The 18,684-nt window shown below is 35.9% G+C and carries 13 protein-coding genes; 8 read left to right on the forward strand and 5 right to left on the reverse strand.

The window, feature by feature from the left end:
• Positions 1-27: 27 nt before the first annotated feature.
• Positions 28-651, reverse strand: coding sequence for a GntR family transcriptional regulator (locus NST63_RS04600; RefSeq protein ID WP_236722816.1), 624 nt, complete (start codon positions 649-651; stop codon positions 28-30).
• Between the two features lie 309 nt (positions 652-960).
• On the opposite strand from NST63_RS04600, the gene garR reads away from it, so the two are divergent.
• From garR to NST63_RS04615, 3 genes are all read left to right on the forward strand, one after another.
• On the forward strand, positions 961-1,854 hold the full coding sequence (gene garR, locus NST63_RS04605) for a 2-hydroxy-3-oxopropionate reductase (protein WP_071975274.1): 894 nt from the start codon (positions 961-963) through the stop codon (positions 1,852-1,854).
• Positions 1,855-1,859: 5 nt separating this feature from the next.
• Complete coding sequence (locus NST63_RS04610) at positions 1,860-3,296, forward strand: four-carbon acid sugar kinase family protein (protein ID WP_071975273.1); 1,437 nt, start codon at positions 1,860-1,862, stop codon at positions 3,294-3,296.
• 250 nt (positions 3,297-3,546) lie between these two features.
• Entirely contained in the window at positions 3,547-4,866 is a 1,320-nt protein-coding gene (locus NST63_RS04615) for a gluconate:H+ symporter (protein ID WP_071975272.1), read from the forward strand.
• Between the two features lie 38 nt (positions 4,867-4,904).
• On the opposite strand, the gene NST63_RS04620 is transcribed toward NST63_RS04615, so the two are convergent.
• Positions 4,905-6,941 carry a helix-turn-helix domain-containing protein gene (locus tag NST63_RS04620; RefSeq protein ID WP_078110074.1) on the reverse strand — a complete coding sequence of 679 codons (2,037 nt, stop codon included), beginning with the start codon at positions 6,939-6,941 and terminating at the stop codon, positions 4,905-4,907.
• 133 nt (positions 6,942-7,074) lie between these two features.
• Here NST63_RS04620 and NST63_RS04625 point away from each other — a divergent pair, with 133 nt between their 5' ends.
• Positions 7,075-8,307, forward strand: coding sequence for an MFS transporter (locus tag NST63_RS04625; RefSeq protein ID WP_078110075.1), 1,233 nt, complete (start codon positions 7,075-7,077; stop codon positions 8,305-8,307).
• Positions 8,308-8,328: 21 nt separating this feature from the next.
• A complete protein-coding gene (locus NST63_RS04630; protein ID WP_078110076.1) occupies positions 8,329-9,777 on the forward strand; it encodes a M20 family metallopeptidase in 1,449 nt (482 codons plus the stop codon).
• 72 nt (positions 9,778-9,849) lie between these two features.
• On the opposite strand, the gene NST63_RS04635 is transcribed toward NST63_RS04630, so the two are convergent.
• Both NST63_RS04635 and NST63_RS04640 read right to left on the reverse strand, forming a co-directional pair.
• A complete protein-coding gene (locus NST63_RS04635) occupies positions 9,850-11,106 on the reverse strand; it encodes an ATP-binding protein (RefSeq protein WP_169846901.1) in 1,257 nt (418 codons plus the stop codon).
• A gap of 126 nt (positions 11,107-11,232) precedes the next feature.
• Positions 11,233-12,591, reverse strand: coding sequence for an Nramp family divalent metal transporter (locus tag NST63_RS04640; RefSeq protein ID WP_078110078.1), 1,359 nt, complete (start codon positions 12,589-12,591; stop codon positions 11,233-11,235).
• Between the two features lie 259 nt (positions 12,592-12,850).
• On the opposite strand from NST63_RS04640, the gene NST63_RS04645 reads away from it, so the two are divergent.
• Positions 12,851-14,749, forward strand: a complete 1,899-nt coding sequence (locus tag NST63_RS04645; protein ID WP_078110079.1) for an S-layer homology domain-containing protein — start codon at positions 12,851-12,853, stop codon at positions 14,747-14,749.
• A gap of 210 nt (positions 14,750-14,959) precedes the next feature.
• On the opposite strand, the gene NST63_RS04650 is transcribed toward NST63_RS04645, so the two are convergent.
• Positions 14,960-16,639, reverse strand: coding sequence for an L-lactate permease (locus NST63_RS04650; RefSeq protein ID WP_071975265.1), 1,680 nt, complete (start codon positions 16,637-16,639; stop codon positions 14,960-14,962).
• Positions 16,640-16,841: 202 nt separating this feature from the next.
• On the opposite strand from NST63_RS04650, the gene NST63_RS04655 reads away from it, so the two are divergent.
• Both NST63_RS04655 and NST63_RS04660 read left to right on the forward strand, forming a co-directional pair.
• Complete coding sequence (locus tag NST63_RS04655; RefSeq protein ID WP_071975264.1) at positions 16,842-17,552, forward strand: FadR/GntR family transcriptional regulator; 711 nt, start codon at positions 16,842-16,844, stop codon at positions 17,550-17,552.
• Positions 17,553-17,946: 394 nt separating this feature from the next.
• Positions 17,947-18,666, forward strand: coding sequence for a (Fe-S)-binding protein (locus NST63_RS04660; RefSeq protein ID WP_071975263.1), 720 nt, complete (start codon positions 17,947-17,949; stop codon positions 18,664-18,666).
• Positions 18,667-18,684: the final 18 nt, after the last annotated feature.

Below are 18,684 nucleotides of genomic sequence, written 5' to 3' on the forward strand. Positions count from 1 at the left end.
GGACACGGGGTCAGACCCCGTGTCCCATTATTCATTTCCGATTAGGTGTAAACAAAAGTCTAAATCGGCTTGTAAATGCTTTTTCATTAGATTTTCTGCCTGTTGTCCGTTTCTATTTTTAATTGCCTCATAAATTTCTTCGTGTTCTTCTATTAAAAAAGGACGATTGTAAAAGACGACTGTTCGTCTAAATAGATAAATGATCGATTGCATGCGGTCGATGATATCTATCATTACAGGATTATGACTTGCTTGGACAATGATTTCGTGAAATTGTTCATTGGCGCTCATGATTTCATCCATTGTTCCAGTTTTTCCAATTTCAACACATCTTTGTAAGGCTTGCAGCTCTTTTTCTTTTAAATAAGAGGCTGCACATTGTGCAGAATAACCTTCCAAGATAATTCGAACTTGAAACATATTTCGTAGGTCTGTTTCAGTTGGTTTCACGACCTTTTTCCCAACAATCAATCCTTCATGTTCAAGCTTGCGGATGGATTCCCTTATCGGTGTTCGACTTACCCCTAGCTCTGCTGCAATTCGTTCTTCTACTATTTTTGTTCCACCAGGAATGTCACCATTTAATATTTTATCTCTAAGAATTTCGTAGGATTGATGATAGGCTGGACGAGTTTTGCCTCTTTCAAGCACGAAGTTCACCTCTACTTCTATTTCATATCTCATATTTGATGACCATTATTCAACAAATTCTTTACAAACTAAACTAATCTTATCAAATTTCACCTAAAAAAAATATGAAAACGACGATTTTATGTAAAGATGGAAATTTTTTTGTATACAAAAATAATAAAATTGTATACAAAAAATAAGTAAAGCGTATACAATGTTTATGTAAACGATTTTTGTAAGCGGTTGCCTATCATCCGTCTTATGAAGTAGCGATAGATAATAGAAGAGAATCAAACGATTTCATCATGAATGAACAGAGGAGGAGTATATATGCAAAGCAAAATAGGTTTTATTGGACTGGGAATTATGGGAAAGCCGATGGCTTTAAATCTCATAAAAGCTGGACATACCCTTACGGTGTTTGATTTAAATCAGGAAGCAGTAAAGGCTGTGTGTGCTGTAGGAGCTATTGCTGCTCGTTCTGCTAAAGCGGTTGCGGAAAACAGCGATATTATTATTACTATGTTGCCTGCTTCAAAGCATGTTACGGAGGTAGTTCTTGGCGAAAATGGTGTCTTGGAAGGAGCAAAAAAAGGATCCTTAATTATTGACATGAGTTCGATTACTCCTGATGTTTCTAAAGAAATTGCTACAAAGGTGGCAGCAAAAGGAATAGACATGCTAGATGCTCCTGTTAGCGGTGGAGAGCCTAAAGCAATCGATGGCACATTGGCAATCATGGTCGGTGGAAAGGTAGATGTCTTCAACCGAGCACTACCTGTCTTACATGATATGGGAAAAGACGTCACATTAGTTGGCGATAATGGATGTGGAGTAACAGCAAAATTAGCTAATCAAATCATCGTCAATTTAAATATTGCGGCAATGTCAGAAGCGTTAGTATTAGCTGCAAAAGCAGGAATTGATATTGAAAAAATGTATCAGGCAATTAGAGGAGGACTTGCTGGGAGTGCAGTTTTAGATGCGAAAGTTCCTTTAATTCTTGATCGAAATTTTGTAGCAGGTGGAAGCATTGCAATCAATCTTAAAGATATTACGAATGTGATGAATACTGCACATGAAATGGGTGTTCCATTACCTTTATCTAGTCAATTATTAGAAATATTCCACGCATTGAAGGTAGATGGAAAGGAAAAAGACGATCATGGAAGTATTGTAAGATACTATGAAAAATTAGCAAATGTAGAAGTAAAGAAGGCGTAAATAATATGACTACTAATAAACGTTTATCCATAGATGTTCTTCAGGCAATTCCTGATGTAGATACCTATAAGGTAGATGAGCTACTAAAAGTATCGCTTGAGAATTTAAATAAAAAAGTTATCGTTCTTGATGATGATCCCACAGGTGTACAAACCGTCCATGATATTTCTGTGTTTACTGATTGGTCTGTTAATAGCATTGAAAAGGGGTTCAAAGAAGATCAATCGATGTTTTTCATTTTAACGAATTCAAGAGGATTTACAGCTGAGGAAACGGAGAAGGTTCATCGAGAAATAGCGACCAATATTGTTACTGTTGCATCTAAATTGAATCGTGAATTTATGATAATAAGTCGTGGTGATTCAACATTAAGAGGACATTATCCATTAGAAACAAAGGTTTTAAAAGAAACAATTGAATCAGAATCGTCGATGACCTTTGATGGTGAAGTCATTCTTCCATTCTTTAAAGAAGGAGGACGCTTGACTATTAATAATGTTCATTATGTTCAATCTGATAAAGAGCTTATTCCAGCCGGAGAAACTGAATTTGCAAAGGACCGTACATTTGGTTACATGAAGTCACATTTAGGTGAATGGATAGAGGAAAAATCCGATGGAGAATATACAGCAGAAAACACACAATACTTCTCTCTTGAACAATTACGTTCTTTAGAAATTGAAAAGATGACAGAACAATTACTAAAAGTGAATCATTTTAACAAAGTGGTAGTTAATGCGATCGATGAAATCGATGTGAAGATTTTTACGATTATACTAGTGAATGCAATGCAAGCAGGAAAGAACTATCTGTTTAGAAGTGCAGCTGCTCTTCCAAAAGTAGTAGGTGGTGTAAGTGATAAAGCCTTATTAACTAGAGATGAGTTAATGAAGGATAATAATGGAAATGGCGGCTTAATTATCATCGGTTCTCACGTGAAAAAAACGACCGAGCAGCTTGAAGAGTTAAAAAAATTAAGTGAAATTGCATTCATTGAATTTAACAGTCATTTAGTTTTACAACCTGATGAATTCAAGCTTGAATGTGATCGAGTAATTGAAACTACAGAATCTCTCATTCGTTCGGGAAAAACGGTAGCAGTTTATACAAGTAGAACACGTCTTGACTTAGGTGAAGGAAAACAGGAAGAGGAATTAAAGCTTTCCATTAAGATTTCTGATGCCGTCACCAGCATTGTAACAAGACTAAAGACTAGACCGAACTTTCTTGTAGCAAAAGGTGGAATTACATCAAGCGATGTTGGAACGAAGGGGCTACAAGTAAAAAGAGCAACCGTTGCGGGGCAAATTAGACCAGGAATACCCGTCTGGTTGACTGGTGATGAAAGTAAATACCCTGGTATGGCCTATATTATCTTTCCTGGAAATGTAGGGACAAAAACAGATTTAAGAACAGTGGTAGAAACGTTAATAGAAAAATAAATGCTGTTTCATTTGATCCCTTTACAAAGGATTCAGCGATTCTTAAGGGGATTGTAGCTCTTTTCTCAGTGAAATGACCGATGTAGCAGTTTTTAAGCAGATAGTTATTCGTTAAAACTTTACTTAAATAGCAACAATCTTTGAGAAAAGAGCCAATTAAAAAGAGCTTTAGAAAAAATGGATAGGGCTGTTACTAATGTTTCCATTCTTCTAGTACAGCCCTGAACCTTAAAGAGAAAAGAGGGAGAACATGCCAATTGTATATATTTGTATAGGGGTAGCACTTTTATTGTTATTTATGGTGGTCTTTAAGTTAAACGCTTTCATCTCATTAATAATTGTTGGTTTATTAGTAGGTATCATGGAAGGAATGAGCCCCACTGAAGCAATGACCTCTGTCACAAATGGCTTAGGAGGAACGCTTGGTAGCCTTGCTTTAGTTATTGGCTTTGGAGGAATGCTTGGTAAATTAATGGCAGATTCGGGTGGTGCTCAACGAATTGCGACGACGTTGATACATGCTTTTGGTAAGAAAAGAGTACAACTAGCAGCAGTTCTTACTGCATTTATAGTTGGAATAGCCCTTTTCTTTGAAACTGGTGTTGTTGTATTAATTCCATTAGTATTTACTATTGCGGCTGAAGCCGGAGTACCTATTTTATATATTGGTATGCCTGTAATTGCTGCTTTAATAACGATGCATGGTTTCGTTCCACCCCATCCAGGACCAACAGCTGTGGCCGAAATCTTCCATGCAAATCTAGGAAAAACCCTATTATATGGTGTAATTATTGCGATTCCAGCTGTCATTATCGGTGGACCACTGTATACAAAACTATTTAAAAAGGAAAGCTTAGAAGTCGATATTCCAAAACAGTTATTTAATCCGAAACATTTTGAAGAAGATGAAATGCCCGGATTTGGTATTAGTATCTTCACAGCACTTGTACCAGTTATCTTGATCGCGTTCCAAGCAGTAGTAGAAATCGCGATGCCTCATTCCGCCATTTTACCAGCGGCTAAGTTTTTAGGGAATCCAGGAGTTGCCCTTTTAATTTCAGTGATTATTGCCATCTTTACTTTTGGGTTAAACCGTGGCAAAAAAATGTCAGAAGTTATGCAATCGATTACTGATTCTGTAAGCGGTATCGCGATGATCTTATTGATTATTGGTGCTGGTGGTGCCTTTAAACAAGTATTAGTTGATAGTCATGTTGATAAATATATCGCAGATTTAATGGAAGGCTCTACGATTTCACCATTAATTTTAACCTGGTTAATTGCTGCAATCCTAAGGGTTGTATTAGGTTCTGCTACCGTGGCTGGCTTAACCGCTGCTGGAATCGCTGCACCACTTGTCGGTGCGACACATGTAAGTCCAGAATTAATGGTTTTAGCAACGGGTGCCGGAAGTATGACTTTCTCACATGTTAATGATGCTGGATTTTGGATATATAAAGAATATTTTAATTTATCAATTGGAAAAACAATTAAAACATGGTCAGTAATGGTTACAATTATTTCATTAATCGGATTAGCTGGTGTTTTAATTATTAATTTATTCCTTTAAAAGTGGAGAAATGGGACACGGGGTCTGACCCCGTGTCCCTAATTCTTTAAATAACAAGCTAGTTGAAGCCGTAATACATCTTCTGGATTTGAGAATGAGATATGGAGCTTCTCTTCGATTTTTTTTAGCCTTTGGTATAAAGTGTTCACATGTATATGTAATTGCTTTGCCGTTTCACCTGCTGAACGGTTTTGTTTAATATAGGTGAGAAGAGTCTTTTCCAAAAATTGATTTTGTTCCTTTTCGTTTTGTAAAGGCAAAAAAACTTCATTTATAAATGTCTGTAATTCTTCTTGTGATTGGTGAATAAAGAGACGATTGATTCCAATGTCCTTATAATGAATCAAATCTGGTTGTTTCCGATGGTTAAGATAGGACAGTGCTTTATCTGCTTCGTTATAACTTTTTTTAATATCCTCGATTCGGTTATATTGTAATCCAATCCCGATTTTAATCGGAAGATGATTTCCTTGTTTCCATTCCGACTGAAGTTGTTTTAGATGACCCGATACATCAATGGTATCTGATTGAGATTGTAGTATGATAGTAATTTTATTGCGGAATCCAAATACAATAGGTGTGTATTCTCGAAATCTCTTCTTATTTTCTAAAATAAGTCGGTGGTTTTGCATATTCATATAATGTATATCGTCATGGCTAGGAATTCCAATCAGTATAATTAAATAATACGCGGGTTGATGGATGCCAAGCTCAATCGCTTTAGTATTCTGGATAGATGCGTCATTACATAGGATCAATTCGTGAAACAAATCATGTGTTTTTTGATAGTAAGAATCAACAACTGTTTGATTTCGAATCATCTCTAAAGCAATAATCGAACTTGCCTGTTCAATAATAAGTTTATTAATTGGTAATAGCCATTTATCTGTTACTTCGACAATTAACATCCCAAGAAATTGATTTATTCCAATGACTGGCTGAAGATAAAAGGTATTTTGCTTTCCACTTTGTTCAGTAGAATAGAATTGAGGAGCATCCATGCTATTGAATTTTCTCCGTAGCTCATTTATATCTTCTGAAAACCAATGATTTGGACTTGAGTAAATGGAATCATCTGTTAAATCAATAATCACTAATCGGAGCTGGATCATTCTCCGTAGATCACTAGCAATCATATGCATTCCAGAACTTTGTAATGAAAGCTTCATAAATGTATCGTGAATTTCATCACGTTGGAGTAATAACTGATTTTGATGTTTAATGTTTTGAAATAAGCGAGAATTAGTAAGGGCAATTGATACTTGATCAGAAAAGCTTTCTAGCACCTTTTTATCCTCAATTGTAAACAATGGTCGTTCTCCATTTTGGTAAATGATCAGGACACATAATGTTTCATTTTCTACAAAAATAGGTGTTGAAATAATCGATTGTAAGTTTGTGAATGAATAAGCATTAAATAAGTGTTGTAAATTTTCTTTCCGAATAGACGAAGATTCATGCAGGATATCCTTTAATAAAGATAGAAACATTGTCCTTTTTTCTTGATAGGTTTTTCCAATAATTCCTTCGCCAATATTCATCCTCATGTTTTGAATAGACTCACTTGGTCCACCTGCCCATGCTCTTGGGAGTAGCGCATTTTCTTTCTCATCATACATCCATAAAACACCGAAATCAGCCACCTGTATAACGGAAAGGGCATGCTCCAAAATGTTTGTTAATAATGTATCTACATTATCCAAATTAGAGATATCTCTAATGCTTTCCATCATTTTATGACGGATAAATCGTTCTCGTTCGAGTGAGATTTCCAAATAATAGTTTATAAGGAGAATTTCTAATTGGTTGATTCTTTCTAATGAGAGATTAGGCTTCTCAACACGTATAACAATGATAGATCTACTCTCATCATAGCAAAAATAAAAGTCGGTAAAGTCGGGATATTCAATCATATCGCGATGCACATCATGAAGGCTCGGAAAGGGTAATGGGAGTTCAAAGCCCTTTGTAGTGATCAGTGAAAATCGATCTTGGTATATACTGATCCAAATTTGAAAATAGGATTGTTCGCATGCTTCGACTAAGAAATCCTGTATTCTTGTTAAGGGATTCATTCCTTGTTTCTCCTTCTTATTTATGTATATTTCTCTATTAATAACACTTAAATTATATATAAACGAACATTGTATGAAAAGTAGAATAATTCTATAATTTCTTTATGCAAGCGATTTCAGGGGAGTGGGAGACATGACAACAAAAAGGGAGCAAAACTGGAAGTATGTCATTATTACAATGCTATTTCTTGGTTGGTCATTAGGGAATTTTGATCGATTTATCGTCAATTTTGCTATTCTCGATATTTCTAAAGAATTTCATTTAAATGGTTCCTTAACAGGAATTGTATTAAGTAGTTTTTTTGCTGGGTATGCGCTGATGCAAATTCCAGGAGGGTGGCTAGCAGATCGTTTTGGGTATCGAAAGGTAATTATTACCGCTGTATTTCTGTGGTCAATATTTACTATTTTAACAGGTGCTGCATGGTCATTTGCTTCAATTATCATCATTCGCTTTCTTTTTGGAATTGGTGAAGGCGGATATTTCCCATCAGCATCAAAAGGAATTACGAACTGGTTTCCACATAATGAACGAAGCAGAGCCATGTCAATTATGCTGACTTCAGCGACAATTATGGGAGTAGTTGCTCCTATAGTAGGTACACAACTTATGCAATTGTTAGGATGGCGCCAAATATTTTATATTGTTGGTGTGATAGGACTTCTCTTATCTGTAGCTTTTTTCTTTTTAGTAAAGGAGAAGCAGCAACCGAAACAAATGAAAATAGAAGCAGATTTAAAGGTAAAAGCTCCTCTAAAGGATGTATTAAAAACTCCGATGATTTGGAAGTTATTTATTGCCTATTTCAGTATATATGCAGTCAACTGGGGGCTGAATTCATGGATGCCAACTTACTTAGCAAATGTAAAAGGGTTAAATTTAACAGAAGTGGGCGTATATTCAGCAATCCCACCGTTTGTAGGGATCTTTGCCATGTTATGTAGTGGATATATACTTGATCGACTACCGGAAGGGAAAGATAAGCTGATTGCAGCGATATTTGCTTTAATGGCTGGAGTATTTTTACTGTTAATGGCCATTTCTCCAAACCTTGTCCTATTTATCATTTTTCAAAGTGCTGTCACTGTCTTTCTATCATTTAATATCATTTTAATTACATCGGTTCCACTGAAAATTCTCCCTGAGGCTGTAGTAGGAACGGCTAATGGATTTATTAATACGGGAGCCCAATTTGCTGGTGTTTTAACCCCAATGCTAATTGGCTTTTTAGTAGATGCTACAGGTGGATCATATAATGCAGCATTTATCATGCTTATTTGTTTTACTATTTTGTGTGCAGGAGCATTATTTATGATACGCCAGAAAAAACATTTATCTGTTGTTCAAACATCTACAGTGAAATAAAAGAATCGGAGGATACATAATATGAATTTAACAGAGAAAATTGCAAAGCTAATAGATGAAAAGAGTAATAATTATAAAGACATTAGCGATAAGATATGGGAATTTGCTGAAACTAGATTTGATGAATTTCAATCAGCTGATTTATTATGTGAAGTTTTGCAACAGGAGGAATTTCAAGTTGAGCGAGGGGTAGCTAATCTTGAGACAGGCTTTATTGGAACCTATGGTACTGGAAAGCCAGTAATTGCTATTTTAGGAGAGTATGATGCATTAGCTGGCTTAAGCCAAGTTGCTGGAGAAGCAACCTATCAACCAATCATTGCAAATGGAAATGGCCATGGCTGTGGACATAATCTATTAGGTGTGGGAGCATTGGCTGGAGCGATTGCTGTTAAGGATTATTTAGTTCAACATAAGCTTTCTGGTACGGTAAAATATTATGGCTGTCCTGCAGAAGAGAGCGGTTATGGGAAATCCTTTATGGCAAGAGAAGGGCTATTTAAGGATGTAGATATTGCATTTTCTTGGCATCCTGGAACGGTCAATACAGTGATGCATGCAATGTCTAATGCAGTTATTCACGCCCATTTTAAATTTAAGGGTCGAAGTTCTCATGCAGCAGCTTCCCCGCATCTAGGAAGAAGTGCATTAGATGCAGTTGAACTAATGAATGTTGGAGTAAATTATTTACGTGAGCATATCATTGATGGTGCCCGAATTCATTATGCTGTGACAAATACGGGAGGGGTTGCTCCAAATGTGGTTCAGGCTGAGGCGGAGGTGACTTATCTCATACGTGCTCCTAAACCAGACCAAGTAAAGAGCTTGTATGAGCGTGTAGTTAAATGCGCCAAAGGAGCTGCTATGATGACCGAAACAACAGTTGATGAACAAATAGTAGGTTCATGTCATAACTTAATTCCAAATAAAACATTAGAAACTATTATGGATCAACATATGAATGAATTAGGTTATCCGGAGGTAACGGATGAGGATATTCGTTTTGCCAAGGACATATTCCAGACCTTGTCGGAGGAAGAAAAAGGAGCGATTGCGCTTCAGGTAGGAAATGATTTTGCAAGAAAATTAGCCGAAAAACCAATTGCGGATTTTGTTATTCCATTAGCAAAGGAGCCTATCTCAATTGGAGGTTCTACAGATGTAGCAGATGTTAGCTGGAATGTTCCAACCGCACAATGTACGACATCGACTTGGGCAGTTGGGACTCCATTCCACACATGGCAAGTTGTTGCACAGGGAAAATCGAATTACGCGCATCAGGCCATGTTATTAGCAGGAAAAACCATTGCATCTACCGCAATTACAGCGATTGAAAACCCAGAGGTAATTGAACAAGCAAAAAATGAGTTGAAAGAAAGATTGAATGGTGAACACTATGTTGCATTAATTCCTGAAGAACTTATGCCTCCTAAACTATCTGTAATGAAAAAGGATGAAACATACGTGTAATTCTCTTGATGGGACACTGGACCAGACCCTCTGTCCCGAAAAGCGGGACACGGGGTCGGAACCCGTGTCCCATTATATTTTTGAGCGCGGAAAAGTAAGCTTTAGGATCGTGCCGATTCCTTTAGTGCTATTAACGGTGATGGTTCCGTGCATTTCTTCAATGATTTGTCTTGATACCATTAGTCCTAGCCCGGTTCCTTTTTCCTTTGTTGAATAGAAGGGGAGGCCGAAATTATCTGCTGCTTCCTTACTCATGCCCTCGCCATTATCCGATATAGTGATGTATACATGTTTTTCATCCGTTGAAACTTCTATATCAATTATTCCATTGTCATTCGTTGCTTCAATTCCATTTTTAATTAGATTAATAAAAAGTTGCTGTACCCGTTGACTATTCCCATTTATATATATAGGAATGAGGTTTGAGAAGTTTAATTGAACATTATTAAGAGTAGCAAAGGAAGATAAAGACCGGATAGCCATCTTTATTTCGCGAACAACATCAAGTTTGCTTACCTCACTTGAATGGTTTTTTCCAAGTGCTAAATAATCAGCAATAATTCCATTCGCTCGATCTACTTCATCTATGCAAATTTTGATATATTCCTTTTCAGAAATGGAAATTCGATTCGAAGAATGTAAGATTTGCATAAATCCTCTAATACTTGTCATTGGATTACGTATTTCATGAGCCACACTTGCGGCTAATTGACCAATGACATTAAATTTCTCAGCATTTTGAATTTCTTGTTGTAAGGATCGTTTTTCTAGCTGTGATTCGATTAAATAAATTAATAGGAAAACGACGACGGCGTTTGAGAAAATAAATAATGATAATATAATCATGATATTTGATGTGATTGATATTTTTAATACAATACTACCTATTATGTAATGAAGAGCGAGAGTAACGGATAAAAATAAAGTGGACGTCATCACCTTTTTTCTTAATTTCCAAGAAAAAAAGAGTGACTGTTTTCCATATAAGATTACGCCCATAATGATAATAGCAACTAAAACTGGGGCTATTTCGGAACCTCCAATACAGAGACGAACTACAATATAAAAAACTGAAATAATAATTCCAAGAAGATTGCCTCCATAGATATAAGCTAAATAAATAGGAATCAATCTTAAATCAAGAATTCCGCCTTTATCCATATGAACGGCAAATGATAGTGATAATATGATGGTGAATACACAGGTGATTCCAAAAATTACTTTACTTTTCATATCACTTATTTTTCCATTTGCTAGAACCAAATATAGAACGAAAGGGAAGAGCGTCATTAAAATCTGGAGAAGCATTCTTTCTAACTGTATTTCCACAAACTTGCCCCCTTTTTCGACAGATTTCATGGTTTGAATACTATTATTATTCGATATTTATAAAAGAAATCCTTTATTGTAAAAAAAAAGAAGTAGCTTGTATTGGAACAAACTACTTCTTAATAATTACCCTATTTCATGACCAGTGACGATGATATATCCAACTAAGAAAATATTGAGTGCAATGATTACGAGTGTACATAACCACGAAAGAACTTTAACCCACATAGAGTTCGTGAATTCACCCATTTTCTTTTTACTGCTTGTGAATAATACTAATGGAACGACGGCAAATGGGAGCTGTAGACTTAAGATGACCTGACTCCATAAAAGCAAGTCAGCAGTTCCCCGTGATCCAGCAATCCATGTAACAATAAATGCTGGTATGACAGCTATCAGGCGTGTGATCAAACGGCGAAGCCATGGTGAAATTCTGAGATTAACGAATCCTTCCATAACGATTTGCCCTGTTAAAGTACCAGTAATTGTTGAATTTTGTCCAGATGCAAGTAAAGCAACTGCAAATAGGGTACTTGCTATTCCGACCCCTAATGTTGGACTTAGTAGTTTATATGCTCCTTCAATTTCAGATACGTCTAATCCAGTACCATGAAATGCGGCTGCACCTAAAATTAATATTCCTGAATTAATTAAAAAGGCAATCGTTAAAGAAAAAGTTGAATCTAGTAAAGAAAATTTAATAGCTTCCTTCTTACCTTGTCGATCCCGTGTAAACTGTCTCGTTTGCACTATTGATGAATGCAAATATAAATTATGTGGCATTACGGTTGCTCCTAGAATTCCTAAAGAAATAAATAGCATCTCTGGATTGGTCACAATTTCTGCTTTTGGAACATACCCACTTAATAATGCTGAAACTTCAGGCTTTGAAATAATCACTTCAAAAGCAAACACTCCAAATATTGTGGTCATTAAAACAATAATTATGGATTCAATAATCCTAAATCCTTTTTTCTGAAGAAGTAAAAGTAATAGAACATCCAATGTAGTAATGATTATCCCCATTAATAGAGGAATTCCAAATAAAAGATTTAAAGCAATGGCTGAACCAATTACTTCAGCTAAGTCTGTGGCAATAATCGCAAGCTCTGTTAGGATCCAAAGAAATACAGCCATCTTTTTACCTGTTGCATCTCTTGTAGCTTGTGCTAGATCTCTGCCGGTTACAATTCCTAGTTTAGCTGATAATCCTTGCAGTAAAATAGCCATTAGATTTGAAATTAAAATGACAGATAAAAGCGTATAACCAAAACGTGCACCACCTGCAATAGATGTTGCCCAGTTTCCTGGATCAACATAACCAACCGCGACTAATGATCCTGGACCAGCAAATGCAAGAAATTTTCTCCAGAATCCCGCCTTATTTGGAACCTTAACCGAGTTATTTACTTCCTCTAGACTTACATTTGAACTTTGTTTGAGCCAACCTTGTTCTTTATGTGTTTGATTAGCATGTGCATTCATGTTTACCACCTCTCAAATAGTTGAACAATTATAATTTAGTTTCCCTTGGGCAACTTTTGGTTTAAAAAAGTAGAATTTTTTTATGTACCCATCTTAACACTCTGGTTTGCATTTGTAAATAAATTTTGCCTGAGGGAAACATTTTATTTAATGGTAAAATATATGAACTGAATTTATTTTTCCATCAATTGAAATATTTTGAAACCTTTCCACTATATAAACGTATGAAAAATTAAATCTAAAAGAGGGAGTGAAATATGTGAAAAGAAAAAAAATCGTTGGGAAGTGGCTACTTGCAACATCATTAAGTGCAGCTATGATTGGAGGGGGATTAACACTACCAGTTCATCCGGTGTCTGCTAACGAATTATCCCAGCAAGTAGAGGATGGTCAGGTTGCGAAGGAATTTCTTTCATTAGTAAAGGATCAAAAATGGAATGAAATCTATCAATTATTCAATGGTAATCTACAAAAATATTATTCAAAAGAAGAAGTGCCTCAAATTTTTCAAGGACTTACAGCTACATTCGGAAAAATACAAACCTTCAATGTTCAAAGTAATGTAAATAATGGCATACATAATAAGGTGACGATGTTGGTCACAGCTGAACTAGGTCCGTTTAGCTTTGTAGTCAATGTAGATAAAAGTGGAAAGGTAGATGATTTCCATACTGAGATGGCTACTGATCCTAATCAGTTTAGCAATCCATCGTACAATCATCCTGAAAATTATTCAGAAAAACAGATACAAGTTGGAGAAGGTGAATTTGCTTTACCAGGAATTTTGACTGTACCTAAAGGAGAGGGACCATTCCCGGTTGTTGTTCTTGTTCATGGTTCAGGTCCAAATGATATGGATGAGACAGCCTATGGATTTAAGCCATTCCGTGACATTGCAGTAGGATTAGCGAATAAAGGAGTAGCCGTTCTCCGTTATGATAAAAGGACCAATACTCATGCATTAAAATCGAGCAAGGATCCAAAGTTTTCTATAATGGAGGAAACTGTGCTGGATGCAAATCTGGCTGTATCTGCACTTAAATCAGTTCCAGAGGTAGATGCAAAGAATATTTATGTGCTTGGACATAGCCAAGGCGGGTATGCTCTTCCGCTTATTTTAGATAATGATAAGAATCATGAGATAAAAGGCGCAATCGGTGTAGCTGGTCCAACAGGAAAATTCCATGAGCTTTTACTTTGGCAAATGGAGCAATCAATCAAGCGTGCTGAAGGAATGAAAGCACCTCAGGAACAAATCGATCAGGCCAAAATGGAATTAGAAGTATATAAAAGTCAATTCTCTATGCTAGACAATCCAAACTATAATAAGGATCATATTCCAGCTGAATTTCAATTACAACCAGCCTATTGGTGGTTTGATTTAAGAGATTATCAGCCATCCGAATTAATCAAAAAGCAAGATACGCCTATGCTCTTCTTACAAGGGAATAAGGATATCCAGGTACCAGCAGAGCAATTAGAAAATTGGAAGACTGCTTTAAAGGGTCATGATAATGTCCAGTTTCGATCCTACCCTGATATGATGCATTTTCTTGTGAATATTAAAGGAGAGGCAAATGGTGTGACTGAATATAGTACACCAGGTAATGTTGCTCCAGAACTAATCGATGATGTAGCAACATGGGTCAAAACAGGCTCACTAGAAGAGCAGGAACATGTAGATTTATCGATTTTTAAAGATTACAAAAAAGATGCTTATTGGTCAGAAGCCTTTGAATGGGCCGTTAATCATGGAATCATCAAAGGGTTTGCTAAGGAGCAACTGCTCAAACCAAATCAACCTATGACTGAAAGCCAATACTTGAATGTATTTCTACGATATACATTAGGACAGGATTTAAAGGATGAATCGGTCAAGAATCTCTACACATTAGCGAAATCTTACGAACTACCTGTTACCGGAAAATCAAATCATGTCGTAACTAGAGGGGAAGCAGCCATCCTTCTAGTCAAAAGCTTCACAGACAAGAAGATGACAGAAAAAGAAGCGATCCAATGGCTCTATGATCATCAAATCGTCAATGGCTACACAGACAAAAAAGGAAATAATCCAAAAAATTATCAATCCTACCAAGCAAAAAAACCTATTACACGAGCAGACCTCGTAACCATGTTCTATCGAGTACAAAGTATGTAAAAGTAAAACTTAGAGTATAAGAGGTTGTCTAATTAGACAGCCTCTTTTTTATAAAGAAAGTATAAAAATTAAACTAGTTTCTATAGCTAAATTGAGGAAAATCTAAATGCGGATTTTCCTTTTTCTCGTCGAGGAGTTAGGAGCTCCAAGTCTTTCTTCATGTAACGAGTAATTCGATTAATTAATCGTAAGTGGGGTGTTTCTATACATTTATGGAATCATCCAAGTCAATACAGAAGATTGTAAAAATGTAATAATACAAATAAGAAGCAATAAGAAAAGACTATGTTTAATTGTAAAACGGAATAAATCAGATTCTTTACCTGCTAGCCCTGCAGCCGCACAAGCCACGGCAATGGATTGCGGAGAAATCATTTTTCCTGTCACTCCACCGGATGAGTTAGCAGCAAGGGCTAATAATGGATGCATACCGACAGATTGGGCAGATACTTGTTGTAATGTTCCGAATAAAACATTTGATGAGGTATCCGATCCAGTAATAAAGACACCTAACCAGCCAAGTACAGGAGAGAAAAATGGGAAAAAAGATCCCGTTTTTGCAAGGGCTAAAGCAAGTGTTGTGATCATCCCAGATGAATTCATTACATATGCAAATGCAACCACTACAACAATCGTTAAAATTGGAAATTTTAATTCCTTTAACGTTTCTCCAAATACAGAAAACCATTGTTTCCATGAAATCCTTAATACAAACTTCGTAATTATAGCAGCAATGAGAATTGCTGTTCCAGCGGCACCTAAAAGTTCTAATTTATATGTAGCAGCAATTGGATCACCATTAGCATTAATTACATGATTATTTAACCATGGTACATTTGGATTAAAGGTTATCCATCCACCAATTAGGTTAATCGCTTTCAAAATAATATTAGAACCTTCGTAATGTCCGACTAATGCTGTTTTAATTTGGGGAATTCCCCAAATAGTAATAAGAACAGTTAAAATAATAAATGGTGACCATGCTTTAGCAATTTGTCCTTTTGTATAGGTAGGAGTGGTACGTATTGAGTCAGATGAAGCAGCTACCTCTTCATGTGAAAAGTGGAAAATGGATTTGGGCTTCCAAAATTTCAAGAAGATAGTTAGTACGATTAATGATACTAATGCAGATAAAACATCAGGAAGCTCCGGACCCATAAAGTTTGACGTGAAATACTGTGTAACTGCAAATGAAATTCCAGATACTAATATGGCTGGAAGAACTTCCTTTGTTTTCTTTAATCCCGCCATTACGATAATTAAATACAATGGGATAAAGACTGAAATAAAAGGCAACTGCCGCCCCACCATTTTTGAAATTTCCAAAGCGGATTGACCAGTCGGGCCCTCCATTGCAATAATCGGTGCACCAATTGCACCAAATGCAACAGGAGCAGTATTAGCTAACAAACATATTCCTGCAGCGTAGAGAGGACTAAATCCAAGTCCAACTAATAGAGCCGCTGTAATTGCTACAGGTGCACCGAAACCTGCTGCCCCTTCTAAGAAGGCACCAAAGGAAAAAGCGACAAGTAATGCTTGCAAACGACGATCCTCAGTAATGGAAACAACAGAGTTTCGAATAATATCAAATTGACCTGTTTTTACTGTAAGTTTATATAAAAATACTGAAGAAACAATAATCCAACCAATCGGAAGAATACCATAAATTGCCCCTTGTGTAGCGGACATGACAGGTAAAACAACAGGCATTCTGTAAACGATTACAGAAATAACCAAAGCAATAAGTAGGGTGTAGATTCCTGCCTTATATGCGGGCATACGTTTTATAGCTAATGCCCAAAAGAAAAATAGAATAGGAATAAGAGCTACTAATGCTGAGATGTACAGATGATCTTGAAAGGGGATAAAGTTTTGTACATATTTCATATATTAACCTTCCTTCAAATGAATTTCATACGGTCAATAGGTCATCTGATGACCATATGTCATATATATTAAAAAATTATAAATATTTATAAAATGAAAAACAATATGTTTTTCATTTTTCTACTAAATTTTTTTTTTCCTGTCTTGTATATAGTAAGATAGAAAAAGGAAAATGTTGATTGGATTATCCAGGAGTGATGAAATGGAATATAAAAAAATACAACCCAAAAAAATATATGAGCAAGTAGCTGATGAGTTAGTTGAAATGATTCGTGAAGGGAATTTGAAGCCAGGAGAAAAGCTAGATTCTGTTCAGCAGCTAGCTGAAAATTTTTCAGTTGGAAGATCTGCCATTCGTGAGGCACTTACATCACTAAGAGCAATGGGATTGATTGAACTTAGACAAGGGGAAGGGACCTATGTAAAAAAATTTGAGCCAAACGATATTTCCTATTCGATAGTACAAGCATTGTTAATGAATAAGGAGGATATTATCCATCTTTTAGAAGTTCGTAAAATTTTGGAGACTGGAATAGTGGTTGCAGCAGCGGAAAAGCATAATGAGGAAGATTTAGATAAAATGAAAATCGCCCTTAAAGAAATGAAAAAAGCTACAGTGAATGAAGAGCTAGGTGAACAAGCTGATTTGGCCTTTCACTTAGCAATCGTTAATGCCACACATAATCCACTTTTAATAAATCTGATGAGTCATGTTTCTGAACTGATGGTTCAAGCAATGGAAGAAACTAGACGTATTTGGTTATATTCAAGGGTTAGTACTTTAGAGATTCTATATGAACAGCATAGTAGAATTTTGGAAGGTATTGAAAGTAGAAATAAGGAACAAGCAAGGAATGCGATGCTTGATCACCTCGAAAGCGTGGAAAACATGCTTAAGGATTATATAAAATAATAGAGAAGAGACGAAAAATAGTTTTTTTCGAATGTAAAAAAATTATCAAATGACCATTCTTGGAGTCAACAAAATTCTTCATTGATGGCATATGAGTTAACTTTATATCTTTGCGGACATAGGGAATGTTATTTTATTTCTGTATTGTATTAAATAACGTACTAAGCTTCAAATACGGATCGAAATTAAGATTATTTTCGGGAATAATTTGAATGTCCGCTTAGATATTAAATTATTTAATATTAAAAAAGTAGCATTGAACATAAGAATTTATTTCAGCTCATAAATTATAGAAATGCCTAGCAATTTTCTTTTAATAGGGTTTATAATATTAACAGGTCATCTGATGACCTAATGAGTAAATAATTCTTTATATTTGAAGAAGGTGGAAAATTTGAAAGTAAGCTTATTTATTACTTGTCTTGTTGATATGTTTAAGACAGATGTAGGTAAATCCATGGTTCAAATATTAGAAAGACTTGGCTGCGAAGTTGATTTTCCAAGTGGGCAGGTTTGTTGTGGACAGCCGTCCTATAACAGTGGTTTTGTAGAAGATACGAAACCGGCAATGAAGAAAATGATTACTGTATTTCAAGATTCTGATTATGTGGTCGCTCCTTCCGGTTCATGCGCATTTATGTTTAAAGAATATCCAAAGATTTTTTCAGGTGATGCTGAATGGGAAGAGGGAGCAAGAAATCTTGCCGATAAAACTTATGAATTCACACAATTTCTTGTGGATGTATTAAAAGTGGAAGATGTAGGTGCAAGCTTGAAAGGAAAAGCAACCTACCATCCTTCCTGTCATATGACACGATTGCTAGGTGTAAAGGATGCCCCTATGAAGCTATTAAAACACGTAAAAGGGTTAGAGGTTACACCTTTGCCCAATGCTTCGAGCTGCTGTGGATTTGGAGGAACCTTTTCTGTAAAAATGGGACCAATTTCTGAGCAAATGGTTGACGAAAAGGTACAGCATGTAGAGGAAACATCCAGTGATTATTTAATTGGGGCGGACTGCGGATGTCTCATGAATATTGGTGGCCGGATTGATCGAAAAAGTAAACCAATTCAAGTAATGCATATTGCGGAAGTGTTAAATCATCAAGAATAAGGGAACGAGGTGAGATAG

Origin of the sequence: Heyndrickxia sp. FSL W8-0496, from assembly GCF_038007825.1 — a bacterium.
Lineage (GTDB): Bacteria > Bacillota > Bacilli > Bacillales > Bacillaceae_C > Heyndrickxia > Heyndrickxia oleronia.